Here is a 24657-nt window from a genome sequence, read left to right on the forward strand (position 1 = left end):
TTATGGTGTATAATATCGTAACATTAATAAGAAATTAAGGTGTAACAAATGTTAGATATTTCCTTGATTATGCTATCTGCGGGAGAATCATCAAGATTTAATGCTCCGGTAAAAAAGCAGTTTTTAAGACTAGGTGAACATCCATTATGGCTTTATGCAACTAAAAATTTAAGTTCTTTTTACCCTTTTAAACAAGTAATTGTTACTTCTGGTAATATTTCTTATATGAAAAGATTTGCACCTGAGTATCATTTTGTTAAAGGCGGTAATACAAGAGCACAATCATTACTTAATGCTTTAAATTTAGTACAAAGTGAATATGTTTTAGTTAGCGATGTCGCAAGGGTTTTGATTTCTAAAAACCTTTTTAATAATATTATAGAAAATTACGATAAAGCAGATTGTATTACACCTGTTTTAAAAGTAAGCGATACAGCAATTTATGCTCAAGAAGTTATCGACAGAGATAAAATAAAACTCATACAAACCCCTCAACTTTCGCGCACAAGTATGCTCAAAAAAGCTTTAGAGCAAAATGCAAATTTTACCGATGATAGCACAGCAATACAAGCTATTGGTGGTAAGATTTGGTATGTACAAGGTGATGAGTTAGCTAAAAAAATTACCTTTAAAGAAGATTTAAAAAGCTTAAATTTACCAAAACCATCTTGGGAAATTTTTAATGGAAATGGCTTTGATGTGCATGAATTTGGAGAGCAAAGAGCCTTACTTTTAGGCGGAGTAAAGGTACATGAAAATATGGGCTTGAAAGCTCATTCTGATGGAGATGTGCTAACTCATGCACTAATTGATGCGCTTTTAGGTGCAGCAGGACTTGGAGATATTGGAGAACTTTTTCCAGATAATGATATACAATATAAAAACGCAGATTCTATGCTTTTATTGCAAAATGCTTATACTTTGGTGCAAAATTATGGATTTGAGCTTGTGAATGCTGATATTACAATCATTGCACAAACGCCCAAGATGAAAGATTTTAAAGAAGATATTGCTTTTAATATAGCCAAAATATTAAAAGTAACACCAAATAAAATCAATATCAAAGCCACCACCACAGAGCATTTAGGTTTTGTAGGAAGAAAAGAAGGAATTGCTGTTTTAGTAAGTGCGAATTTAAAATATTTTGATTGGATGAAATTATGAAAGTTTTAATAGTAGAAAATGAATTTTATTTAGCCCAAAGCATAGGTTCAAAACTTAATTCTATAGGTTATGATTGTGATATTATTGCAAATGTTAATGAGCTTGCTCATCATGATTATGAAATCATTTTGCTTTCTACTAGTATGGCTAATTTTGAACATATTGTAGAAATTTTTAAGCATAAAATTATTATTTTACTCATATCCTATATAAGCTCAGATACAGTTTTAGCGCCACTAAAAGCCGGTGCGAGTGATTATATACAAAAGCCTTTTATGATAGAAGAATTAACGCGAAAAATCAAACATTTTCAAGAATTTAAGAAAATAAATATTTTAAATCATACTTATCAGTCTTATTTAAAACATAAATTTGAGACAGCTAAACTACCAACTTTTGATTATAAAAAATTCAAATTGCCTTTGATTTTAAAAACTAATAATCAAAATTTTGCAGATCATTTTGTATTTAACTATACTAATGAGCATAATGTCGCAAATATTTATATAGATCTTTCACATCAACAAAATTTAGATAAAATCTTTAAAGATAATTGTTTATACTATCTTGTAAATTTCCAAACTCTAAAATCATCAGACAAAGAAAAAGTGTTAAACCTTGCTTTAAAAAAAGCTGTTATTATACATACAAGTACAAATGTTGAACATAGTGATTTTCAAATTTTAGAACTAGGCGAGGATGAGAAAAACTTCGAAAGTAATGGAATTTTAACTATTGATGATTATGTTAAACATATTATCATTAGTTATCAAAATGTCTTTCCTGATACAGATTTGTCAAAAAAATTAGGAATTTCTAGAAAATCTTTATGGGAAAAAAGGAAAAAATATGGCATTACAAAGAAAAAATAGTATTACAATCTCAGAAGAAGAATACGAAGTTTTATGTTTTATCAAAGAAGGAGTTTTTGGTTCTTTTACAAAATTAATGAATCAAAAAGAAAGAGATGAAGTTATAGCCACAGGAATGATACATAAACAAAAAATTCCTTATACTCTCACCTTTGCACCTGCAAGTACAAAAGAAAATAATACTACTTTAGAAAATGCAAAAGTTGGCGATAAAATAGACTTTATTTGCAATGATAAACCCATAGGACATATCATTTTAGAAAGCAAATTTGAAAATGATAAAAATAGCAATGATATTTTTAGACCTAATGCTTGCTTGATCCAAGATTTTGGAAAAATTTGTATAAGTGGCGAATTTGAAATTTATCACAATAATATCAAAGCCATTAAAGAAGATTTTGAAAAAATCAAAAAAAGATTAAATCCTTCTAATATCACAGCCATTGTTTCAAGTTTTGATCCTTTTCATAGAGCACATGAGAGAATTTTAAGATGGGCTATAGAACAATCTGATTTAGTGATTATTTTCCTTATAGAATCCTATGAAAACAACGGATTGAGCTTAAAACTCAAAAAGCGTTGTTTTGATGTTTTTGCGCAAAATTACTTACCATCTTCTAGGGTTTTACTTATACCTTTACATAATATCAAAATTTTTGCCTCGCATTTAAACCCTGTGCTTGAGTGTGCTTTGGCTAAAAGTTTTGATTGTAATAAACTTTTTGTAGGACAAAATCATGCAGGACTTGGGATGTATTTTAATCAAAACAGAACCTTTACCGTGCTTGATGATTTTGCAAAAGATTATAATATAGAAGTTACCATACTTCCTGAATTTGTATTTTGTGATGAATGTAAAATGGTAGTAAGTACCAAATCATGTCCCCATGGAGCTCATCATCATATGAAATACCATGGTGATTCTTTAAAAAATTTACTTAGACTTGGTATCATTCCACCAGCAGTTTTTATAAGAAGAGAAATTTCAGCTTTGATTTTATCTGAGCTTTTCCCAAATCGCTTTCATAATAAACAAAATATCTATAGTAATCTTTTCCCTACACATGGTATTTTAGAGTATCGAAGCGATAAAGAATTTTATGAGCAACTTATAAAACTTCATCAAATGTCATATATGGTGTAATCATGCAAAAATTATTTTTAACTTTTTTTTATTCAGGTAGTGTTAATAAAGCTCCAGGAACTTTTGGCACGATAGCAGCGCTAATCCCTGCTTTTTTTATTTTAAGGTATTTGGGCATAGGAACTTTGATCTTGCTTGCAATTTTACTTTTTTTAATCTCTATAAAAATCATCGATCAATATGAAAAACAAACAGGCATACACGATGATAAGCATATTGTAATAGATGAAGTTGTTGGGGTATTTTTAGCCTTGGCAATTTGCGGACAGAGTGTTTTTACTTTTTTGCTTTCTTTTGTTTTATTTAGATTTTTTGATATCACAAAACCTTCTATCATAGGTAAAATTGACAAAAAAACTAAAGGTGGTTTGGGTGTAATGCTAGATGATGTTTTAGCAGGAATTTTCGCAGGATTATTTAGTGCAGTGATTTATGGAATTTTACTTAAATTTGATCTTTTATGGTTTGATATAAGCATTATGGAGATATTTTAATTTTATATTTTCACTTTAATTTTTACGACAAAATATCAAAAAAAAAGGGGGGGGGGTAACGCATAGTAATAGTAGAGTCTGTTTTAGTCTCTTTTTAAATTTCTTTATGATAAAATAATATCATAACTAATGAAACAGGCACTAAGGTTTTAGTCTCTTTTTAAATTTCTTTATGATAAAATATAGATATAAACGAGGATATGATAGATATAGTTTTAGTCTCTTTTTAAATTTCTTTATGATAAAATCTTTCTACTATGAAAGGTTTAGGTTTTATGGTTTTAGTCTCTTTTTAAATTTCTTTATGATAAAATAATTTAGCTAGATTAGAAGATAAACAAATGGTTTTAGTCTCTTTTTAAATTTCTTTATGATAAAATTCTACTGCAAATGGCGATAGCTTAGATTTAGTTTTAGTCTCTTTTTAAATTTCTTTATGATAAAATAGATCTTTATCAAATAAAGAAAACTAGGTGTTTTTCTATAGAAAAAAATCTAAAATATGCTATAATTCTTGCTAAAGAAATTTAAAAAGAGACTAAAATAAGTGGTTTTTGGTCATCCACGCAGGGTTACAATCCCTTTAAAACCATTAAAATTCAAATAAACTAGGTTGTATAAACTTGGTTTTTTTCCTTTCTTTATTTGTTTTTTCATTACTATATTTAAAATCTTGAGTTTTTTCATCATATTCAAAAAGGACTAAGTTCTTATCATCATTCATTTTTTCATTAAAAGAAACCCCACCTAAAAGAATTTGCATATTATCAAATTGTTTTTCTGTTATAGTTAAAACTCTTATATTTCCATAAGGTGGTAAAATTTTTTCTATAGATTTTATCGTTGTTTTTGCCGAAGCTGATCCTTTGCAAATTTTCACATACACGCTAAATTGTATCATGAAAAATCCAAGCTTTATCAATGAGTTTCTAAATTTATTTGCGTTTTTTTGATCCTTTTTGCTTTTGATAGGCACATCAAACATCAATAAAACTCTCATAAATTTATCTTCTATCATATAAATTTACCATTATCAGCTCATCATCTTCTAATAAAGCATTTTTAAATTTTGCACGTAAAAATTTATAGCTCTATTTAAAGGATAAGATTTATTTTCAAAAATCACTTCTTCTTGCAAAATACCAATTAATTTTTGCTTTATTTCCTTGTCTAAAAATTCACTATTTTTTGTATCTTTTAGCTTAAATACACACAAATCAATCAACGGTCTAAAAACTTCTATCAAATCATCGCAAAGATTAAAATCATTGTAAATATTATCATGTTTTATACCTTGCCATGGCAAAAGCCCACTTATACAAACTGCCCTAACGATAAGCGACCTTATAATAGCATAACCATAGTTTAATCCTGAGTTTATAAAACATATATCATTTCTTGTAAAATCTTTACCAAATAACGTTTTAAAATATAAAGCAGCTGCAGTTGATTCTAAGTTTTTAGAGTCGTTTAAATTTACATTTTTAACCATATTTAAAAGTTCTTTGGCTTCTTTAGAATGATTGGTAATTTTTAAAATATAAGCTTGATTTGAAATTTTGTTTTTAATAATCTTTTGCCATAAAATCGCTTTTCTTTGCAGACTTACTGCGATTTGTTTTTTAGCTACTTTTGCACTTATAAAATGTCCTAAAAATGGAGAAAAAATTCCATTTATATTGTGAGATTCATCACAAGTTAAAAGTATAATTTTATATTTAGCCAAAGCACTAAGCAAGCTTGAAGTAATACTTGCTTGTAAAGATTCTAATATAATAAAATTAATATCTTTTAGAAAAATTCTAGCTTCTTTATCATCTTGTTTTATTACAAGATGATTTAATTCAAGGCTTAGTTTTGCTTGATTTGCGATCAATACGCTTTTAAAAGCTTCATCATAAGCCATTTTTTTTACTTGATTTTAAAGAGATATTTTCTCTTGGTTGAAAATCTGCTTTTATTTTATCCCCAAGAGGGGTTATAATGTATTTTTCAAATACTTTTAAATTTTGGATTCCTAAACTTTCAACCTTGACACTTCCTTCTTTTGCATTAGAAAATAATAATTTTTGGTTAGATGTTAAATTTTCAAATTTATTATCGTGTTTTTCAACACAAATACTAGAGGTGCTAATACTAAAATCGTTATAATAAGCAAATTCAGGCTCTTGCATATTTTTTTTCTGCAACAAAATCAAATCATTTTTATATAAAGAAAAACAAAATTCATAACTTTCATCTATTGTTTGCCATTGTTTTGGATTGCTATTTTTATCTTTACCAGTGATCACTATTTTATTTGGCAAAATTCCTAAGGCAAAATCCATAGCATAAATAGGTATAGCATAAAATTTGTTTTGCTTTTTAAAGATATCAACCCTTACTATAGTATCATTTTTAACATATTTTGTGCCTATTTTTCTAACTCTTCCACAGCTTAGCGCTATTTGTAAGCCTTCTTTAGAATTGTAGCTACATTCATCGATAATTTTATTTTCAGAATAAAAAGTATCTTTATGTAAAGCTCTTCTTACTCTTTTTCTAGGTGGTTTTGAAACAAATATTTCATCGATTTTACTTAAAATTTTTTCCCTAAAGCCTTTAAAAGGTTCAAAAAATTTAACTTGATGTTTATAATTATCACTTGTAAGCTCTTTAGCGTAAAATCTTGCTTTTAGAAGCTCTTGATTTTTCCTAAAATCTGAAAAAGCTTTTATGATTGAGCTTGTACTATAAGCAACTATAATCGCATCAAGCGCATGGTGAAGATGATTATTTCTATCTTTTTTATCAAAACCCCAAGTGTGTCTTAAAACTGATGTGAGCATACCATTGACAGTTTGAATATGAATTTTGCTTCCTTTTTCCCCACTTTTTAAATTTGTATTTTCATTTTCACTTAAAGGTAAAAAATTTAAATACTCTTTTGTATATTTAGCTATTAAAGTTGCGATATATCTTGTGTCGTTTAAATTTCTACTGATGAAATCTTCTTGTTGTTTGTCTTTGAAATTTTCATCTAAAATTTTATTTTTCTTTTTATAAGGAAGATTTTGAGCTAGTGTTTGAATTTTACTCCATTTTTCTATGTTTTTTCCAAAAGCTTCAAAAGGTGTTTTGTTAAGTTTCTCTTGATTTTCTTTGGTAAAAACCAAAACTTTATTCATAAATGAATCATCAAAACTTCTTGAGTAAGGATATATATGATCAACTTCTAAGGCTTTTTCATCTTTTAAATGTTCTATGGATATTTTCTTGCCACTGTAAACACAAATTTCTTTTTGTTCTTTCCATAGTTTTAATTTTAAAATATTTTTAGCACTTGCCTTAAGCCCTATGTTTTCACACTCCTTTAAAGCCCAAGCATTAACCGCTTGATTTTCTTCTTGTTCTTTTTTTATTTTTTCTCTTGCTTTCTTGCTAAGCCCTACATCTCTTGCCAATTCTAAATGAATTTTATGTACTTTGTCATATTTTTTAAGCAAAGCATTTAAGATCTTTCTATACTCACTTATAGCTCTATTTACAACAGGATTACTAAGCTCGTGCGCAAATATACTATCACAGAAAGCTGGAAGGAAATCTTTTTTTTCATCAACTGTTTTTGGTTTTAAATTTGCAATTTCACATGCTTCATCGTATCTTTTTCCCTCTCTCATCAAAGGAAGGATCATGCCAAGTGCTTTAAAACTGAGATTAATATAATCATTAAATTCAATTTCAAGTAAATTATTGATTTGCTCATTGCTTAAATTGTATTTTTCTAAAACAGTTTTAAGTTTAACATTATCTTTTATTAAGGTAATATGCGTAGATATTTGATCCAACTCTTGTCTACTAAGAGAATGCACTCCTAAAGCTTTTTTAAATTCTACTAACTTTCTAAAGTCAATTAATTTTGCATTTTCAGCGTTTTCTTTATCGTATTTAAGACTTTTAAAACTAATACTTTCATGCAAATTGATACAAGATCTAAATTTTTTATATGTGATACTTCCTTTATCTAAAATGAGATTTAAAACTTCATTTATTGTTTGAGTTGGTACAATCTCTCCGCTTATTTTTTCCAAGCTTTTTATTTCGTTGATAATCTTAGTTAAAGCCACAAACTCCCAAGCGCTATATGAATTTTTGCAAGCTCGCTTTTCTTCCTCAAAAAAAGTACAAGCTCCCACTAAATGTGAAAAATCTTTTAAAGGTCTTTGAAAAAATGCGACTTTAAGAATTTCATTTATAAAATCTTCACTATAGTTATAGCCAAATTCTTTTTGTTTTTCTAAGATAAGCTTTAGTTCTTTTTCTAAGTCACTTGATAAAACACAATTATTATAATTATCTTTGGTATTGCGGATCTTGATGAAATTTTTAGTATTTTCTTTATATTTTTGGAAAAATTCTTTATAAAAATATTCTCCAACACTTTGATAGTTTTCTAATTTCAAAGCATTATTTTTTAAAGCACTTAAAATTTTTCCTTTTTTGGCGTCGTTTGATTTTTTTTCGTTTTTGTTCATGTAGCCACGATGTTTTGCTATATGCAAAATCACTCTTGCTAGATCTTTTGTTTCTAACTTTTGAATCAATGCTTTATATCTTAGCTCATAAATGCTTGTTAACTTCCCTTCGTAAGCCTTAGGCAGCTCTCCATCAGCTGCTACATAATCTTTGTAGTTTAATTTTAATTCTTTTGCAAGAATACGCTTGATAGCAACCAATCTTGCTTTTCTTCTTTTTAAACGTCTTCTAGAACTTCTTGCATTGCGTCTAGGCAAGGCTAAAGATTCTTTATTTGCTGGATTCTCGGCCTCGGTAAAAATTCTTACTCCACAATCTTTTAGTTCATCGTTTTCTACGAAAGCCCAACCTATAGAATTAATTCCTATATCAAAACCTAATATCCTCATAATATTACTCTTTGTTGATTTAACTGTTATAGTTAAAATTATATAAAATTTTTATATATCTTATATTAAATTTATATAATAAAATTTCTAAAACAGATTTTAAAAAGCCACCGAGTATGATGGCCTTACTCTTGAAAAAAGATTAAAATAAGAAATTAATTTCAAGCTACCACTTAATAGTAAAATAATTTTACAAAACTAAATTTTTAACTCCTGCTATTTAAAAACATCAAACTTTAGCATTATTTTATAAATCCACTTGCAAGCACTAAATCTTTATCGTAAAATACTGCCATTTGTCCGCTAGCAAGCCCATAAACAGGCTCTTGTAAGATGATTTTTGCACTTTTATCTTCATTAATCAAAACTTTACATGGGGTCGATCTTGATCTATAGCGTATTTTTACTTCACAATCTAGCTCTTTAGCATCAACAAATAAATTAATATTATCAAGATTAAATTCACTTATCTTAAGTTCTTCTTTTTTACCTACTATGATTTCATTTTTTTTAGGATCAATTTTTAACACAAAATGTGGCTCATGAGCCCCGCGTACCTCAAAACCTCTTCTTTTACCTATGGTATAGTGCATATAACCTTCGTGTTTTCCTACTTCTTTACCACTACTATCTCTTACAATACCTGGAATTTTGGTATCCATAAACTGATCTAAAACTTGCACATAAGTATCTTCCACAAAACAAATTTCAGAACTTTCCTTTTGTATTGCAAAAGATTTTAAAACATCGATTGTAGAAGCAAATTTTTTCACATCTTCTTTTCTCATCTCTCCAAGAGGGAAAATCAAATATTCCAAAGCCTCTTTCTCTGCATTTGCTAAAAAATAGCTTTGATCCTTACTCTCATCAACTGCAATTTTAATCAAACCATTTTCTATCCTTGCATAATGACCTGTGGCTAATTTCTCACAACCCAAACTCTTAGCAAATTCTAAAAGCTTGCCAAGCTTAATAAAGCGATTACACAAAGCACAAGGATTTGGCGTCTTTCCTTCTTTGTAGGTATTAACAAAAGGCATATAAACTTGATTTTTAAAATCTTCTTGCAAATCTAAAATATGATATTTGATGTCTAAAAATTTAGCAACTTTTTCAACTTTTTGTATATTTTCTTCATGATAATTAGCTTTTCCATGAAGCTTCATATAACAACCTATAATCTCATATCCTGCTTGCTTTAACTTATAAGCAGTTACAGTGCTATCTACACCCCCGCTCATTGCAACAAGAATTTTCATCTTTTTCCTTTATCATTCTTATAATTTCATCTAAATCATCACTTATACTATACTTTAACTCATCATTTTTAGATATAGTTCCAAGTTCTAGTAAAGAAGTTTTGATAAATTCATCAAGAGGTTGCCAAAATTTTTGCCCAACTAAAATAATAGGAACATCTTTTTTAAAACTAAGTTGCTTAAGAGTAAGAATTTCAAAAAATTCATCTAATGTTCCAAAGCCGCCTGGGAAAATCACAAAAGCTAGACTCTTTTGGATAAGAGCCATTTTGCGAATGGCTAAGCTCTTAAAAGTGATATTATACTCTAAAAAGTCATTTGCTTTTTGCTCAAATGGTAAATGTATATTAAATCCAAAAGATTTCAAGTGCGAAGCTTGACTTTGCATAGCCCCGTAATTTGCAGCTTGCATAATACCACCGCCACCGCCACTGATGATGCTATAACCCTCATCAGCTAACTTTTGAGCTAATTTTGAAGCCAAAATACAATACTCATTGTCTTCTTTTAATCTTGCAGAACCAAAAAAAGTTATAGCATTTTTTAGGTTTGGCATGTTAGCAAATTTTTCTAAATCTTGGATTATTTTTTCATTCATTTTATAACCTTTAGTTAAAATAAATTCCATTCTAGCTAAATTTTTATAATAATCTTTTATGTAATTTTTAAATAATTTTCTTTTGCAAACTGCATAAATTAGATTTTTTTAAATTTCTAAACTTTCAAATTCACACTTTTATATATTATGCACACTTAATTATGAAAAGATTTTAGTAAATTCGTTATTATTTAAATCTTTACATCTATTTTAACACCAAAAAGAATTTTCAACTCATCGCTTATACTAAATTTACCTTCTAATAGTTTTTTTACAAGTTCGTTTCTTATATTATCATCTTTGTAAGTTTCTTTGTTTTTACTTTCTGCTTGTATAGGTTTAAAGGGTTTTTCTTTATCTTCTTCTGAAATTTCTTTGTTATTTGTATTTTTTAAAGGATTACTATAATCTACACCTTTTGCCTTTTCTGCTTCTTCTAGTGATTTTACAAACTCATCGTGTCTTTTGTTTAAAATCAAGATATTTGTTTTTAAATTCATCTAGGCTCATATTAGAATTAATAAGCTTATTGTATTCATCTCCTAAATTCTTAATAGTTTTTATTAGTTTATCATCTCCTAAATTTTTGGCTCTATTTATATAATTCCATATTGATAAACTATCTCCCATAGGATTACCCCAGCCATCTTGCTCGTAGGAGTATTTTAAAGGATTTTTATTCATAAAGGACAAAAATTCTTTTATTTCATTGTTGTCCGTATCGCTATTAAGTCCAGCTAATTTGCCTAATAAGGTTGTTTGTCCTTTAATTGTGCTAAGATTATTTATAAAAAACGCAATTAAAACACCACCTTTAGATATTTTGTTATCATGTATTTGATATTTGTTAGAACCCAAATCTGCTATATTTTCATCAGTAAGCTTCCAAATGAAAGCACTATCGCTTTGTAATTCTTGCCAATAATTTACTCCATCTTTTTGGGATAGATTTTTTAAATCCTGTTCTTGAAAGCTTTCTCCTAATCCCTTATCTTTAACAAAAGAAGAAAAAGAGTTATAAGCATTTCCTATTGTTTTAGCAATGTCTATTTGAGAGTAAAAAGGTTGTCTTTTAATAAAATTATTTACAAAATTATTTAAACCATCTGCATAAATCTTATAATCTTTTGGCAAGCCTGCTGCTTCGTTAAAATCACTTGTAAAAAAGCCCTCTTTATCTACGAAGCCCTCTTTATCTACGCCATAGCCTAAAATTTTATCTACTGCTTGTGATTTATCACTTACAAGGTTTGAAGCTTCATTTATGGCATTAGATGATTTTGTATTTATGGTATTATTGCTAAAAGTATTTGTATAATTGTAGCTCGAATAAGAATTTATGCCATTAATCATTTTTGCCATCCTGTAAGTAAAGTTTTATTTATAAGATAAATCGGCAAAAAATGATTTTTTCATAAGTTTTTTATCTTCTAGCTCTAGCAGTCCAGCCACCAAGTTGGCTTTCAAATTGAGTTTTATATTTCATAGTTAATTCTTTAATAACCTGATTATTATTTAAAATCTTACTCGAATTAACTCTATGCAACCCCGTTTGTCTATCAAGTAGTGCAACACCATAGTTAAAAAGAACATAAGGTTTTCCCGAGCTTGATATTGCGATATTTCTTTTTACTGTATAACCTAAAAATGTATTTGAAAAAGTATTATCGCTAGTTACGGTATAAATTGCTACTAACTGTTTATATGTTGTTGTATTATCTGGAATAGCTAATGCTATATACTCAGAATCTCCAAGTTTGCTTGTAAGAACTTGATACCCACCCTTAACTTGTTTCATTTCATCTAAATTAAGAGCTTTAACCCCTTGAGAATTATCACTTAAAACACCATTACTAACTTTAGCTAAAAAATCCCCAGCAAAAGCAGAACTTACTAACAAAGAACCTAAAATCAAAGAACTTGTTAACTTCTTTAACATAACTTCCTTTTTTAGCTATTTTTACTCTTTTTTAAAAAATATCACAAATTACATATTAAAATCAATTTGTTATTTGAAACATTTATTGTTTTAATGGAAAAAATCTAAAAATATTTAGAAAGGTAACAATGAAAAAGATTTTCTTAACATTTATGGTTTTACTTAGTTGTGTTTTTGCTAGTGATGAACTAAGTATAGACAGTTTATTTAAAAAGCAAATAGGCTTAAGAAGTATCACAAGCTTTTCTTTGCTTAGTACAGGAAATGCAAATTCTTATGCACTTTATCCTAACATCATTGTAGGTGGAGATCCTACAATTTGGAATGATACAAAGCAAGTGTTTTTAACTCAAACTTTCATTTATACCCTAACACCCAAGTTCGATATACTTGTGTCAGGAGGAGGGAGTTATGCAAGACAAGAATATAGGAATTTTCTTACGGGGGATTTTGAAAATAAAAATCGTATAGGATTTGATAATCTTTGGCTAGGTTTATTTATACAGGCGATAGCATTGCAGATTTAATTCCACAAATTACCTTTCAAACTGCAGTCGTTCAAAGAGAAAAAGCAATCATTCAAACCGAAAACTTTTATCTAAAATCACAAAGCCTACAAGCTAGTTTAAGGGGATATAGCGACCCTGTTGTATATAGCATTTATATCGGTTTTGGTTATAATCAATCAAGAAAATTTAAAACCCTTAAAATAGAGTATGGAAATAGTATTTATGTGGGTGGGGATTTGTCTATCATACTAAGTCCTAAAATTACTTTAGATTTGGGAGCAGAGCAAAGATTTCAAACCGAGCAAAAAATCAATGGTTATCAAAATTCTGAAGTGCGTTCTATTCCAACTTTAAGTCTAGGTTCTACTTATAGCATTAATTCAGATACCGCAGTTTCTGTTAATGCTAGTTTTGGGGGGAAGTTCTGCTTCGCCTGATAGTATATTTGGGATAAGCTTATGGAGAAAATTTTAAAAATTTTATTATTTTTATCCATTCTTTCTTTGAATGCAAAAGCAGAATGGGTAGTCAAGTCTTATCAAGAAATTAAAAACGAAAGAGTAATAAGACAAACTTACGAGCAATCTTGCGGGGCTTCATCTTTGGCAACTTTAATCAATATACTTGATGATAAAAAGTTTGATGAGCTTAAACTTTTACAAACCATGAACGGACAAAAGCTTTATACGGATATGGTAAGCTTTGCAGATTTAAACGATGCAGTTAAAAAGCTAGGTTATGAAAGCAATTCATACCAAATCAATAGGGATAGCTTAGACAAGCTTGTAAATATTCCAATGCTTGTAAAAATTGAAAATGACCCACGCTTCCCACATTTTGTGGTAATTATAAATCATAAAGGAAATTATTTGCAAATACTTGATCCAAGTCATGGAGAATATATAGGCTCTAAAAGTCAATTTTTTAGCATTTGGGATAGATACAATAAAGGCGGTTATGCTTTAATTGTTGCTCCTAAAAAAGAGTTAAAACCTTTCAAGCTAAACACTCCAAAATCTTTACATTTTGATTTTAAGCCTTTTAGCTTATATTGATTTTTATTGTTTTTTGATTAGAGAACTAATTTTTCATCTTAATTGCTCTAATCTTTCTTTTTTAGAACCAATCTCAGTAATTTGTACTCCAAAATTTCCATCTACGATAACTACTTCCCCATAGGCAATCTTTTTATCACCTATTAAAATTTCTAAAGGATCATTAGCTAATTGATCAAGCTCGATAACTGAACCTATGTCCATAGTTAAAACATCCTTTAAAAGCATTTTTTTACTACCAATACGCACTCTTATAGGCAAACGCACATCCATAATCAAACCGATATTTCTTAACTCTTCAACGCTTGCTAAGGTTTTATGGTCTTGAGTATGCTCTTCATGAGTTGTAACAATTTCTTCTAAATCAGTTTTAGTTAAAACTTTATAAATTTTCTCATCAAATACTAAGGAAATTTTCTCTTCTAAATCAGCTATTTTTACATTATATAAATATATTTTATGAAAGCCGTCAAGTTCTAGACTATCTGCAACAAATTCACAATTTTCTAAACTAAATTCCATTTTTGGAATTTCTTTTTGTGCACCTAAAGTTGTAGAAAATGCTGAAATGATATTTTGTATAGCTTCTTTGGCCGCGTCCATTTCATCTTCATTTAGCTCACTATTTTTAGAGATTTCTTCTTCTCCCATCATCCACTCACCAATTGCACTCATTAAAACCGCACTTGCTAAGATTTTGATTTTCATCTCATTATTGACACTAAAAGTAGCACTAACTAATGGCGGAGTCATAGAATCTTGAGAATTTACATCATACTCATAATACTCGCTAAATTCAGCACTTTTCCCTGTTAAGCCTTCTATTGTGCTTATGCACTCGTTGACAAATATGCCTAAAAAATCATTGATCATCTTCTTCCTCTTCTAACTCTTCATTTTCATCATAAGAATTTGCCTTTGCTCTTCTTTCATCTTCATATTTTTCAAGCATTTCTTTAATCTCATCTTTATCAGTTTTAATAAGTTCTAAGATTTTAATCGACTTTCTAAATCTATGAAGTCCTACTTGAGCTAAAAATACTTCTTTTTTATCTATGGCTACTATAGCTTTATCATCTGCACTTCTATCAAGTTTTAAAATATCTCCTTGTTTTAAATCTAAAAATTCATTTACATTGATAAAAGTTTTACCAAGCATAGCTTCATAAATCACTTCAGCACGACCGATCAAAGTTTTAAGTTCTTTGTTTCTTGACTTTTTAGCCGAAGTTTCACCCATCATAATATCACGATTTGCTAAACGACTCAAAATACTTTCCAAATGCACAACTGGATAGCATATATTTACCATGCCACTTGAATTTCCTATGATAATCTCCATTACCACCATAATAACAATCTCATTTTGAGAAACAATTTGCACAACATTTGGACTTGATTCTTTTGCTTCAACACTTGGATAAATTTCCGTAACATTCATCCAACTTTCTTTAAGCCTTTGCATAATAATACGCAAAATAGAATCAAGCAAGTTAAGTTCTATTTCTGTAAGCTCTCTTAAGGTGTCAAAACTTTCACCTTGACCACCCAAAAGCCTATCTATCATAGGGAAAGCAATACTTGGATTAATCTCTAAAACACAATTTCCATCTAAAGGCTTAATAGAAAAAACATTAAAGCTTGTCGGTGAAGGTAAAGACATCAAAAATTCACCATAAGTCATTTGATCAACTGAGTGTAGTTTAATCTCAACTATACTTCTCATCATAGATGAAATTTGCGAAGCAAGATTTCTAGCTAATTTATCATGAATTCCTTTAATAGAACGAAGTTGTTCTTTTGAAACCCTATTTGGACGCTTAAAATCATATACTACAATATCTCTTTTATCTTCTATTTCTTCTAATTTTGAAGAAGCAGCACTATCATCGCTATCATCATCAACGACTTCTAAAAGAGCATCAATTTCTTCTTGGGAAAGTATTTCAGCCATTAAACTAGCCTTTCTCTAATCTTCTTAAGCAAACGCTTATGAATTTGTGAAATTCTTGACTCGCTAATCTCTAAAATCTCTGCAATTTCTTTTAAATTTAATTCTTCATAGTAATAAAGCTGTATCACAAGCCTTTCTCTTTCTTTAAATTCTTCCAAAACCGCGTTGATTTTTTCTATTAATTCTTCTTTTTCTATTTGTTCTATGATATTACTATCATTAAAACAATTTAGCTGTTCATCTAAAGGCATAACAAGCGATATAGCATGAGCTGCTCTTGCTTCTTTTACCTTTTCTACTTCTAAATTTAATCTTTGTGCTAAATACTCATCATCAGGTTCTTTTTCATTTTCTTGATAAAACTCATCTATAATAGCGTCAATATCTTTGATGATTTTTCTATTGCTTCTACTCATTACATCAAGGCTTCTTAGATAATCAAGCATAGCTCCATTTACTCTTTTTCTTGCAAAACCCCAAAAATTGTCATTTTGTTCTTTATCATAGCGACGCGAGAGTTTAATCATCTCTTCTACGCCAATACTAATTAAATCATTTACATCAATACTTGCAGGCAAACGCTCTTTAAGTCTAAAAGCCATAGCTCTTAATGCGGGCATATAAGAGATGACTAAGTCATCTTGTTCTTTTTTTAGCGTAGAAGCATAAGCATTATGCGGCTGCATGTTTTACTTTTCTTTTTGAAGAGCTATCAAGTTTTTTAAGGTCTTCACGCTCTTCTTGAAGTTTTTCAAGCAAGTAATCCATTTTCTTTTCTCTTGCAGCTAATTCTGCTATAAAGCTATTATTTTCATTTTCATATTTTTCTTTATTAAAGCTTCTACCACTAATTTTATTTGCATCTACAAAAATCATAATTACTATATGGATTAACACATAAAATACAAAAGTAATCAAACAAGTATATACAACTATCTCTACTGCATCTTCTATATTAACTATGGTGAACATTAATCCTATAAAAAAACCACAAACAGTAAAAAAAGCAACAAAATTTTCTGGTCTCATCTTTTTCCTTCAATCTAAAAACGATCCAAAAGCTTTTTGAAAAAACTCATAATGCTTTTATCTCCCATATTATTAAGCACTTTTTGTTCCAACCTATACAAAAGCTTAGAAGCTATGGCTTTTAACTCATCACTTGCATTAGTATCATCATCGCTAAATAAAGTTCTTTTTTTAATACTAGAACTAATATCTTTACTTTGACCTAAAAATCCTAAAAATTCTAAATTTAAATTATGCTTAATGTTAATATCTGCTACTTTTTTAATATTATCAAAAATTCTTAAAGCCTCATTTTCATTTCTAACTACATTAAATACCATTAATAAATTCTCTTTAGTCTTTGAAGTAGTTTTTATAGTAGCATAAGCATCGGTAATTGCGGCAGGATCAGGTACAGTTATGACAATAACCTCATCAGACATTTCTAAGAAATTCCCTATATTGCCACCAATACCTGCTCCTGTATCAATGATTAAAAAGTCTAAATCATCTAAAATACTTGTTTGATTTAAAAATCTCTCATAAATATTTTTATCATTGTATTTTAAAATTTCATCGCCACTCTCACCTGGGATAAGCCATAAATTTGGCTTGACTTCTATTAGAATATCTTCTAGTGAGCATTCACCTTTTAAAACATGTAAAAGGTTTTTTTCTACACGCACATTTAAAATCACATCTAAATTTGCAAGCCCTATATCTGCATCAAAAAGCCCTACTTTATATCCATTTTTAGCTAGGATGTTGCCCAAATTTGCACTAAAAGTACTTTTTCCAACCCCACCTTTACCGCTAGTAACTGCGATAAAATGGGTATGTTTTACATTTGAGTTTTCATTTTTTACTAGATCTTTTAATTTTTCTGCTTGATTACTCATTTTCATCCCTTCTAAAACCTTCTAACACACAACGCACCAAAAAGTCGCTATTTGCTACTTCTATATCATCAGGTACTTCTTGACCTATGGAAAAAAAGCTCATCGGAGTGCTAGTTTCATAAAGCAAAGAAAACACATTTCCAAATACTTTTGTTTCATCAAATTTTGTAATGATTAAAGTGTCTATATTTAAAAATGAAAAATTATTATAAGTTTCTAATAAATCTTCATATTTTGTATTTGCTGAAAGCACTAAATTCACATCAATTTGCGCATTAGAATGCGATAAAAATTCTTTTGTTTTTTCAAGTTTTGCCTTATCATACTGTGAATTTCCGGTTGTATCTACTAAAATAACCTCACAAGTATTTAAACTTCTAATCGCATCATCTAAGTCATTTGGCTCTATACTATCAATAATAGGAAGTTTCATCATCTTAGCATATTGAAAAAGCTGTTCTACTGCGCCTATTCTATAAGTATCAAGAGTTATAATACCGGTTTTATAGCGTCTATCTCCATAAGCATAGCGAAAAGCAAGCTTTGCTAAAGTTGTAGTTTTACCTACTCCTGTTGGACCTACTAACATCATGATTTTTTGCTTTTTAATTTCACTTTCTAAACGACATGGAAGCATATTACGCAAAAGTGAGTAAAAATACCTTTGCACTGCTTCTTGATTTGCTTTCATGGTGCTTGGCATATTTTCAATAGTCGCTTTCATAATCGCTTCTAAATGCGCTTCTTGCATACCACTTGCTTTAGCTTGCTTATAAATACTTGCAAACTCAGGTGGTATAGCTAATTCTTTGCGTAAATCTGCCTTATCATCCCACATCATATCCACAAGTAAATTCATTTTATCATTAAGCTTGTTCATTTGTTTTTCAAAAGCTTCTATTTTTTTATCATAATTTGGATTTGGCATAGAAAAATCTTGATAGTTTGAAACCTTGCTAATTTCTGAACTAACTTGAGAAAGTTTGTTTTTTAAATTTAAAAAATTATCATCTTTTTTGCTTGTATTTAAATAAGGATTAATAGGTTTTTGCTTAGCTTTTGAAGAAAAATCAAGCACTACATCTTCTTCTTTTTTTTCATCTTCAAGTTTTGAAGCTTGAATTTTAGCCTCAGGAAAACTTGCTGTATTTGGTTTTTTCTTCGGTGGCATAGGTAAATTATTTTGTTTTAAATGCTCTTCATAATCAGCTTCTTCAATCGCCACTATAACCTCATACAAAGGCTTTTGATTGATAGTTTTTGGACGAATTTGCTTATTAGTTACTATCAAAGCCTTATCGCCATAATCTTGCTTGACCTTAGGTATAATCTCATCTGTGCTTTCAACCGTAAAAGTATGAATCAATTGTCCCATATTTTTCCTTATCTTAACAAGCCCAAAGGCAAAGTTACGCTAATTCTATCATTTACCCCCACATGAGGCACTATGCAATACTCATCTTTACGCGCTTTTTTTGAAAAATACAACAAATCCAAATCAAGCGTTCTAGGAGCATTTTTAAAAGTTCTTTTTCTTTTGAATTTAAACTCATAAAAAAACAAAACTTTTAAAAGTGCTCTTGCATGCAAACTTGTGCTTACAACCATCACTGCATTAGTAAAGTCTTTTTGCTCTTCAAAGCCAAAAGCTTTATTAATCAAAAATGGCGATGTTTGCAATACTTGCAAGCGTTTATCTTGCATTAAAAGCCTAAATAAACTCCGAAAGCGTTTTTTTTCATCTTCTATATTGCTTCCAAGTCCTATAATGGCTATGTATTTTCCTTTTTTATCAGCCTTTGAATAAAAAGGAAAAAAACGAATTTTTTCTAACCTTCTAGCCCCTTTAATCAGCAAGTTATAACACCACTGCCTTTTCTTTATCAAGATAGACCATATCTTCTATCCTAATGCCAAGTTTATCTTTGATATAAATTCCAGGTTCAATGGTAAATACCATACCTTCTTTTAGCTCATAATCACTTCTTGGACTAATATTTGGCAACTCATGTATATCAAGTCCCACTCCATGCCCTAAGCTATGAATAAATTCTTTTTCAAAACCTGCGTTTTTAATCACTTCTCTTGCGATAAAATCAAGCTCACTTGATCTCATACCAACGCGTGCTTTTTCTATAGCTTGAAGCTGAGCTTGCTTAACCACTTCATAAATTTGCATAATTTCTTTATCTTTAAAATTTGGCTTATTTTTATCAAAAACTATACCATTCTCATCAAAACAAGCCGTTCTTGTGCGATCAGAACAATACCTTTGATAAACCACACCCGCATCAACTAATAACAAATCTCCATATTCTAAACATTTATCACTAGGTAAAGCATGCGCTTTAGCCGCATTTTCATTAATAGCTACAATAGGTGAAAAAGAAAGTCCTAAAGCACCTTTTTTTTGAAAAATTTCACACGCTTTAAAATGTAATTCTTTTTCGCTTTTTCCATGGCCTTCTTGGCTGATAAAATTAGCAAATTCTTCAAAGCATTCTTTGCCAAAATTTACAGCCTTTTGTAAAAGTTGTAATTCCTTAGCATTTTTTATAATGCGTTTGTTTTTACTCAAGTCTAATTTTTCCTCAAAAACGATATTTGCACTTTTACTAAGTTCTTTAAATTCAAAATAGCTAAAGTCTTTTGGGTCAAAATACACCCTATCAATTCCTGCTTTTTCTAAAAGCTCTCTAGCGCTATCAAAAAGATCTTGTGCTAAAACTACCTCAGCATTTTTTATCATTTCGCTAGCTTCAAAACTATATCTTGCATCAGTAATGAAAAAAGCTTTATCTTCAAGTTTTAAAAATAAAGCATTATCGCAAGAATAGCCGCACTCATAAAAAAGTGCATTTTCGTTTTTTAAGATAAAATTCATTGATTTGCTTGTTGTGCTTTTGCTTGAGCTGCTTTATATGCATTGATTTGATCAAAAATTTGGAAAAGTCCCATTAGAGCCATATGATAACCAAAAGGACCAAAACCTACCACGCTACCTGCACAAACTGGTGCTATCATGCTTTTTTGTCTGAATTCTTCTCTTCTGTAAGTATTGCTAATATGCACTTCAATCACAGGCATATTAATCGCCGCAATCGCATCACGGATTGCTATAGAAGTGTGTGCATAAGCAGCTGCATTAATAATCACTCCATCTACACTGCCTAAGCATTCTTGAATTTTATCAACTAGCTCACCTTCAAAATTACTTTGAAAAAACTCAATCTCCACATTAGCTTGTTTTGCGGCTTGTTTCATTTGCTCGTGGATATCTTCCATTTTCATATTGCCATAAATGTGAGTTTCTCTTACACCAAGCATATTAATGTTTGGTCCTTGTATCACCATAACTTTCATAATCTAACCTTTATTTAGTAAAATTTACTATATTATAACACTTTAAAGCTAAATTTTAGCTACAATTTACCTTTTTAAAGGATGGAAAATGTTTATAATAACACCCAAAATCATCCTAACTTGTGATGATAAATTTAGTATTTTAGAAAAAAAAGCTATTCTTTTTGATGATAATATTTTAGAAATTGATACTTTAGAAAATTTACAAAAATCCTATCCAAAAGCCAAGCTTATACCAACTCCAAAAAATACCTTACTTTTACCCGCCTTCATCAACCCGCACACACATTTAGAATTTAGTGCAAATAATGGAAATTTAGTCTTTGGAGACTTTTTAAAATGGCTTGATAGCGTTTTTAATAACCGCGAGCAATTAAACGAAAAAGCCAAAGAAAAATTAATCTCACAAAATATTCATAAAATGCTAAAAAGCGGCACTGCTACTATAGGAGAAATTTCAAGCTTTGGGGTTGATTTAATCCCTTGTGTAAATTCACAAGCTAGGGTGATATTTTTCAATGAAATTTTAGGTTCAAATGAAAATTTTATCCAAGCAAAAAAAGAGGAATTTTTAACTCGCTATGAAAAAAGCATGCGTTTTAAAACTTCTAAATTTATCCCTGCTATTTCAGTGCATGCACCCTACTCAACCCACACAGAGCTTGCTAAATTTGCTATAAAACTTGCTAGAGAAAACGATCATTTACTAAGCACACATTTTCTTGAAAGCAATCATGAAAACAACTGGCTAAGGTTTAAAAAAGGTGGTTTTAAAAAGAGCTTGGCTAAATTTAGCAAAAATCCTATGCCATTTTACACTCCGCAAAGCTTTTTAGAACTTTTTAAAGATCAAAGGACTTTATTTACACATTGTGTGTATTTTAAAGAATGGAATTTGCTAGATAAAAATCTGCACTCAATCACGCATTGTGCTTTTTCAAATAGGCTTTTGAGTAAAAATACTTTTAAATTAAAATCTGCTTTAAAAAATAGTATTAATATCCATCTGGGAACCGATGGTTTAAGTTCAAATACTTCTTTAAGTATGCTTGATGAAATGAGAGTAAATTTACTTATACATGATGATTTAGAGTTAGAAAATTTTGCTAAAATATTGCTTTTAATGGCAACAAACAAAGCCGCAAAAGCTTTAAATTTAAACCTAGGCCAAATTCAAAAAGGCAAAATAGCTGATTTTAGTCTTTTTGCTTTACCAAATAGTGTAAATTTAAAACAACTTCCTTTGCAATTTATCTTACAAAGCAAAGAAGTGTTAAAACTTTTTATAGAAGGAAAAGAAATAATATAAATATCTTAAACAAGAGTTTCTAATCAAAATTAAAATATTTCTGTTATACTTAAAAATTATAAGAATCTTTAATAAAATTTAAGAAAGTCATATGAAAAAATATTTAATAATATTTATTTTTATAACTCAAATTTTAGCTTTAAATGATTTTGAAGTTATTAATGTTCATAAAGCACACGATCTTAATATCACAGGAAAAAATATAAATATAGGTATTATAGATTCTGCTTTTAATGCAAATCATCCTAGTTTGCAAGGACAAATCATAGAGCAACAATACTCAACAGTAAATAATAAACCTTATACTCCTGATCTAACAGTAGACACTCACGGATCACATGTAGCAGGAATTATACTTGGTAATTTTAAAAACATTAAAGAACCATATGGGATTGCTTACAATGCGAAAATGTATGGAATTCAAATTTTTGGCTATAACAATGGAAGTCAAAAAATAATTCCTTATAATATTTATGATTATTTTAAAGATAAAGAAATAAAAATAATCAATAATAGCTGGAATACGCAATTATATCCAATAGTAGGAATGAGTCAGCTCGGGTGGTATGTATCAGATCTTAAAAAGCAAAATTCTAATTATTTTTTAAATTTAGCAAACAACAATAAACCGCTTGATGGGATTATAAAGTTAGCAAAAGAAAAAAACATTCTAATACTATTTGCAGCTGGAAATGAGGGTATAGTATCACCTGGATTTAATGCTACTCTTCCTTATTATGATGAAAATTTAAGATCATGGCTTAGCATTGGAGCCATTGATTCTTCTAAAATTACAAAAGATGAAAATGGAAAACTTATATTATCCTCTAAAGCTATAGCATCGTATAGCAATGGATTAAAAGGAGTTGAAAATTTTTCATTAGTAGCACCTGGAAGTTTTGTTAATTCAGTTAATGCTGCTTATAATATACAACCCATTTTTGGAAGACCTGATAAAAATTTATATGTTAAAATGAGTGGTACTTCTATGGCAACTCCTATGGTAAGTGGAGCTGCTGCTTTAGTGTCAGAAAAATTCCCTTTTTTAAATGGAAAACAAATAGCTGATGTTTTATTAAGTACAGCAAATAAAAATTACAAAACTCCAAAACTAACAGTAAAAGAAACTCAACTTCTTAATACTTCCAATGGAAGAAAACAATCCTATTATACTATTATTTATATAGATACGCCTATCCCTGATGATAAAAATAAAATAAAACAAGATTTGATAGATGCTGGATATTGGGGTTTTGAAGCAGATAAGATATTAAACAATCTAATCGACAAATATCCACTTATGCAAAATGCCAATGAAGACTACAAAGGAATACAAACTCTCAAAAAAGAACAAATCTTAGGACAAGGCATTCTAGATATTGAAAAAGCCATAAATGGTATAGGAATTTTAGATGCAAATAGATTAAATTTACAAGATATTACCGATACTTATGGCGAAAAAGAAGCTTACTATACTATAAATACTCAAGGATATAACGCGATTTTTAGCAATGACATATCTCAAAAAAAATGGGATGATAGTTTACATAGACTCGATGCTTTAAATTCTCCAAAAGATGAAATACAAAATTTAAATATTGGATTTATCAAAGATGGTCAAGGGAGGTTAATTTTAAGTGGAGAAAATACTTATCTTGGTAAAACTATAGTAAAAGAGGGTGAGCTTTCCCTAATAAAAACACAAAATAATAAAGGAATTATAAGTGGGGAGGTTAAAGTTTTAACTAATGGTAAATTTAGTGGAAATGGTTTAATAAAAAATAATTTATACAATCAAGGAATTGTGAGACCTGGAAATCAAGACTTAAGCGATTTAATTGTAGAAGGTCTATATAACCAAAAAAACAATGCTATTTTGCAGCTTGATTTTGGAAATAATGGTAATTCTAAACTTATAGCAAATTCTTATCAAATAGAAGGTGGTAAATTACAATACATACCATTACCTATGTTTTACACTAGCGGCAATGTAATTACTATAAATTTAGCTGGATTAAAAAATAATATAAATGACTTTGAAAAAGTTGAAATATCAGGAAACAATAGTATTGATTTTGTTGCTGTATTGGATGAAGATAAAGTTAGTATTAATAAGCCCGCGCCTGAACCAAAACCTGAACCAAAACCTGAACCAAAACCTGAACCAAAACCTGAACCAAAACCTG

The 24657-nt window shown here is 29.2% G+C and carries 21 protein-coding genes, 3 pseudogenes and 1 CRISPR repeat array; of the genes and pseudogenes, 8 read left to right on the top strand and 16 right to left on the bottom strand.

Annotation, left to right across the window (positions count from 1 at the left end):
- Positions 1–48: 48 nt before the first annotated feature.
- The 4 genes from L8X28_RS05775 to L8X28_RS05790 are packed head-to-tail and all read left to right on the top strand — an operon-like array spanning position 49 to position 3674.
- Positions 49–1164, top strand: a complete 1116-nt coding sequence (locus tag L8X28_RS05775; RefSeq protein ID WP_220566788.1) for a bifunctional 2-C-methyl-D-erythritol 4-phosphate cytidylyltransferase/2-C-methyl-D-erythritol 2,4-cyclodiphosphate synthase — start codon at positions 49–51, stop codon at positions 1162–1164.
- Positions 1161–2036 carry a hypothetical protein gene (locus tag L8X28_RS05780; protein WP_220566787.1) on the top strand — a complete coding sequence of 292 codons (876 nt, stop codon included), beginning with the start codon at positions 1161–1163 and terminating at the stop codon, positions 2034–2036. The genes L8X28_RS05775 and L8X28_RS05780 overlap by 4 nt, the downstream gene beginning before the upstream one ends.
- Entirely contained in the window at positions 2014–3180 is a 1167-nt protein-coding gene (locus tag L8X28_RS05785) for a sulfate adenylyltransferase (protein WP_263665789.1), read from the top strand. The genes L8X28_RS05780 and L8X28_RS05785 overlap by 23 nt, the downstream gene beginning before the upstream one ends.
- A gap of 2 nt (positions 3181–3182) precedes the next feature.
- Positions 3183–3674, top strand: a complete 492-nt coding sequence (locus L8X28_RS05790) for a phosphatidylglycerophosphatase A (RefSeq protein WP_133319620.1) — start codon at positions 3183–3185, stop codon at positions 3672–3674.
- Between the two features lie 80 nt (positions 3675–3754).
- Positions 3755–4120: a CRISPR direct-repeat array (repeat unit 36 nt; unit sequence GTTTTAGTCTCTTTTTAAATTTCTTTATGATAAAAT).
- A 146-nt stretch (positions 4121–4266) separates the two neighbouring features.
- Here L8X28_RS05790 and cas2 read toward each other — a convergent pair.
- The 7 genes and pseudogenes from cas2 to L8X28_RS05830 form a co-directional block, all read right to left on the bottom strand.
- A complete protein-coding gene (cas2, locus tag L8X28_RS05795) occupies positions 4267–4692 on the bottom strand; it encodes a CRISPR-associated endonuclease Cas2 (protein WP_263665790.1) in 426 nt (141 codons plus the stop codon).
- A pseudogene (gene cas1, locus L8X28_RS05800) lies at positions 4679–5580 on the bottom strand (type II CRISPR-associated endonuclease Cas1). Before cas1 ends, cas2 begins: the two are co-directional and overlap by 14 nt.
- Positions 5570–8581 carry a type II CRISPR RNA-guided endonuclease Cas9 gene (gene cas9, locus L8X28_RS05805; RefSeq protein ID WP_263665804.1) on the bottom strand — a complete coding sequence of 1004 codons (3012 nt, stop codon included), beginning with the start codon at positions 8579–8581 and terminating at the stop codon, positions 5570–5572. The pseudogene cas1 and the gene cas9 overlap by 11 nt, the downstream one beginning before the upstream one ends.
- 239 nt (positions 8582–8820) lie before the next feature.
- Positions 8821–9837 carry a tRNA 2-thiouridine(34) synthase MnmA gene (gene mnmA, locus L8X28_RS05810; RefSeq protein ID WP_263665791.1) on the bottom strand — a complete coding sequence of 339 codons (1017 nt, stop codon included), beginning with the start codon at positions 9835–9837 and terminating at the stop codon, positions 8821–8823.
- Complete coding sequence (locus L8X28_RS05815; RefSeq protein ID WP_263665792.1) at positions 9800–10435, bottom strand: TIGR00730 family Rossman fold protein; 636 nt, start codon at positions 10433–10435, stop codon at positions 9800–9802. Before L8X28_RS05815 ends, mnmA begins: the two co-directional genes overlap by 38 nt.
- 191 nt (positions 10436–10626) lie before the next feature.
- A pseudogene (locus L8X28_RS05825) lies at positions 10627–11788 on the bottom strand (Cj0814 family flagellar-dependent secreted protein).
- Between the two features lie 70 nt (positions 11789–11858).
- Positions 11859–12374: a hypothetical protein gene (locus L8X28_RS05830; protein ID WP_263665795.1), complete on the bottom strand. Its 516-nt coding sequence runs from the start codon at positions 12372–12374 to the stop codon at positions 11859–11861.
- 128 nt (positions 12375–12502) lie between these two features.
- Between L8X28_RS05830 and L8X28_RS05835 the strand changes: the two are divergent.
- Together L8X28_RS05835 and L8X28_RS05840 are read left to right on the top strand one after the other, a co-directional pair.
- Positions 12503–13357, top strand: a pseudogene (locus L8X28_RS05835) (hypothetical protein).
- Positions 13342–13938, top strand: a complete 597-nt coding sequence (locus L8X28_RS05840) for a C39 family peptidase (protein ID WP_263665796.1) — start codon at positions 13342–13344, stop codon at positions 13936–13938. Before L8X28_RS05835 ends, L8X28_RS05840 begins: the two are co-directional and overlap by 16 nt.
- A 33-nt stretch (positions 13939–13971) precedes the next feature.
- On the opposite strand, the gene fliY is transcribed toward L8X28_RS05840, so the two are convergent.
- From fliY to aroQ, 9 genes are read right to left on the bottom strand one after another with little or no spacing between them, the layout of a single operon-like run.
- Complete coding sequence (fliY, locus tag L8X28_RS05845; protein ID WP_263665797.1) at positions 13972–14811, bottom strand: flagellar motor switch protein FliY; 840 nt, start codon at positions 14809–14811, stop codon at positions 13972–13974.
- A complete protein-coding gene (gene fliM / locus L8X28_RS05850) occupies positions 14801–15892 on the bottom strand; it encodes a flagellar motor switch protein FliM (RefSeq protein ID WP_133319625.1) in 1092 nt (363 codons plus the stop codon). Before fliM ends, fliY begins: the two co-directional genes overlap by 11 nt.
- Entirely contained in the window at positions 15892–16578 is a 687-nt protein-coding gene (locus L8X28_RS05855) for an RNA polymerase sigma factor FliA (RefSeq protein ID WP_133319626.1), read from the bottom strand. Before L8X28_RS05855 ends, fliM begins: the two co-directional genes overlap by 1 nt.
- Entirely contained in the window at positions 16565–16921 is a 357-nt protein-coding gene (locus L8X28_RS05860) for a hypothetical protein (RefSeq protein WP_133319627.1), read from the bottom strand. Before L8X28_RS05860 ends, L8X28_RS05855 begins: the two co-directional genes overlap by 14 nt.
- A gap of 14 nt (positions 16922–16935) precedes the next feature.
- A complete protein-coding gene (locus L8X28_RS05865) occupies positions 16936–17799 on the bottom strand; it encodes a P-loop NTPase (RefSeq protein ID WP_263665798.1) in 864 nt (287 codons plus the stop codon).
- Complete coding sequence (gene flhF / locus L8X28_RS05870) at positions 17792–19174, bottom strand: flagellar biosynthesis protein FlhF (RefSeq protein WP_133319629.1); 1383 nt, start codon at positions 19172–19174, stop codon at positions 17792–17794. The genes L8X28_RS05865 and flhF overlap by 8 nt, the downstream gene beginning before the upstream one ends.
- An 8-nt stretch (positions 19175–19182) precedes the next feature.
- On the bottom strand, positions 19183–19656 hold the full coding sequence (gene folK / locus L8X28_RS05875; protein ID WP_263659453.1) for a 2-amino-4-hydroxy-6-hydroxymethyldihydropteridine diphosphokinase: 474 nt from the start codon (positions 19654–19656) through the stop codon (positions 19183–19185).
- Between the two features lies 1 nt (position 19657).
- Positions 19658–20683: an aminopeptidase P family protein gene (locus tag L8X28_RS05880; protein WP_263665799.1), complete on the bottom strand. Its 1026-nt coding sequence runs from the start codon at positions 20681–20683 to the stop codon at positions 19658–19660.
- Positions 20680–21162, bottom strand: a complete 483-nt coding sequence (gene aroQ / locus L8X28_RS05885) for a type II 3-dehydroquinate dehydratase (protein ID WP_039625266.1) — start codon at positions 21160–21162, stop codon at positions 20680–20682. Before aroQ ends, L8X28_RS05880 begins: the two co-directional genes overlap by 4 nt.
- A gap of 88 nt (positions 21163–21250) precedes the next feature.
- Between aroQ and L8X28_RS05890 the strand changes: the two genes are divergently transcribed.
- Entirely contained in the window at positions 21251–22471 is a 1221-nt protein-coding gene (locus L8X28_RS05890) for a metal-dependent hydrolase (RefSeq protein WP_263665800.1), read from the top strand.
- A 91-nt stretch (positions 22472–22562) separates the two neighbouring features.
- The coding region (locus L8X28_RS05895) for a S8 family serine peptidase (protein ID WP_263665801.1) at positions 22563–24657 on the top strand (2095 nt) is incomplete at its 3' end.

This window comes from Campylobacter sp. CNRCH_2016_0050h (assembly GCF_025772605.1).
Lineage (GTDB): Bacteria > Campylobacterota > Campylobacteria > Campylobacterales > Campylobacteraceae > Campylobacter_D > Campylobacter_D lari_D.

Excerpts from the sequence above, each read along its gene's own strand:
- L8X28_RS05790 (WP_133319620.1), top strand. The coding sequence starts at position 3,183 with ATGCAAAAATTATTTTTAACTTTTTTTTATTCAGGTAGTGTTAATAAA.
- L8X28_RS05815 (WP_263665792.1), bottom strand. The coding sequence starts at position 10,435 with ATGAATGAAAAAATAATCCAAGATTTAGAAAAATTTGCTAACATGCCA.
- fliM (WP_133319625.1), bottom strand. The coding sequence starts at position 15,892 with ATGGCTGAAATACTTTCCCAAGAAGAAATTGATGCTCTTTTAGAAGTC.
- L8X28_RS05855 (WP_133319626.1), bottom strand. The coding sequence starts at position 16,578 with ATGCAGCCGCATAATGCTTATGCTTCTACGCTAAAAAAAGAACAAGAT.
- L8X28_RS05880 (WP_263665799.1), bottom strand. The coding sequence starts at position 20,683 with ATGAATTTTATCTTAAAAAACGAAAATGCACTTTTTTATGAGTGCGGC.
- L8X28_RS05860 (WP_133319627.1), bottom strand. The coding sequence starts at position 16,921 with ATGAGACCAGAAAATTTTGTTGCTTTTTTTACTGTTTGTGGTTTTTTT.
- fliY (WP_263665797.1), bottom strand. The coding sequence starts at position 14,811 with ATGATCAATGATTTTTTAGGCATATTTGTCAACGAGTGCATAAGCACA.
- flhF (WP_133319629.1), bottom strand. The coding sequence starts at position 19,174 with ATGGGACAATTGATTCATACTTTTACGGTTGAAAGCACAGATGAGATT.
- L8X28_RS05840 (WP_263665796.1), top strand. The coding sequence starts at position 13,342 with ATGGAGAAAATTTTAAAAATTTTATTATTTTTATCCATTCTTTCTTTG.
- L8X28_RS05890 (WP_263665800.1), top strand. The coding sequence starts at position 21,251 with ATGTTTATAATAACACCCAAAATCATCCTAACTTGTGATGATAAATTT.
- L8X28_RS05780 (WP_220566787.1), top strand. The coding sequence starts at position 1,161 with ATGAAAGTTTTAATAGTAGAAAATGAATTTTATTTAGCCCAAAGCATA.
- L8X28_RS05830 (WP_263665795.1), bottom strand. The coding sequence starts at position 12,374 with ATGTTAAAGAAGTTAACAAGTTCTTTGATTTTAGGTTCTTTGTTAGTA.
- L8X28_RS05785 (WP_263665789.1), top strand. The coding sequence starts at position 2,014 with ATGGCATTACAAAGAAAAAATAGTATTACAATCTCAGAAGAAGAATAC.
- cas2 (WP_263665790.1), bottom strand. The coding sequence starts at position 4,692 with ATGATAGAAGATAAATTTATGAGAGTTTTATTGATGTTTGATGTGCCT.
- aroQ (WP_039625266.1), bottom strand. The coding sequence starts at position 21,162 with ATGAAAGTTATGGTGATACAAGGACCAAACATTAATATGCTTGGTGTA.
- L8X28_RS05865 (WP_263665798.1), bottom strand. The coding sequence starts at position 17,799 with ATGAGTAATCAAGCAGAAAAATTAAAAGATCTAGTAAAAAATGAAAAC.
- L8X28_RS05775 (WP_220566788.1), top strand. The coding sequence starts at position 49 with ATGTTAGATATTTCCTTGATTATGCTATCTGCGGGAGAATCATCAAGA.
- mnmA (WP_263665791.1), bottom strand. The coding sequence starts at position 9,837 with ATGAAAATTCTTGTTGCAATGAGCGGGGGTGTAGATAGCACTGTAACT.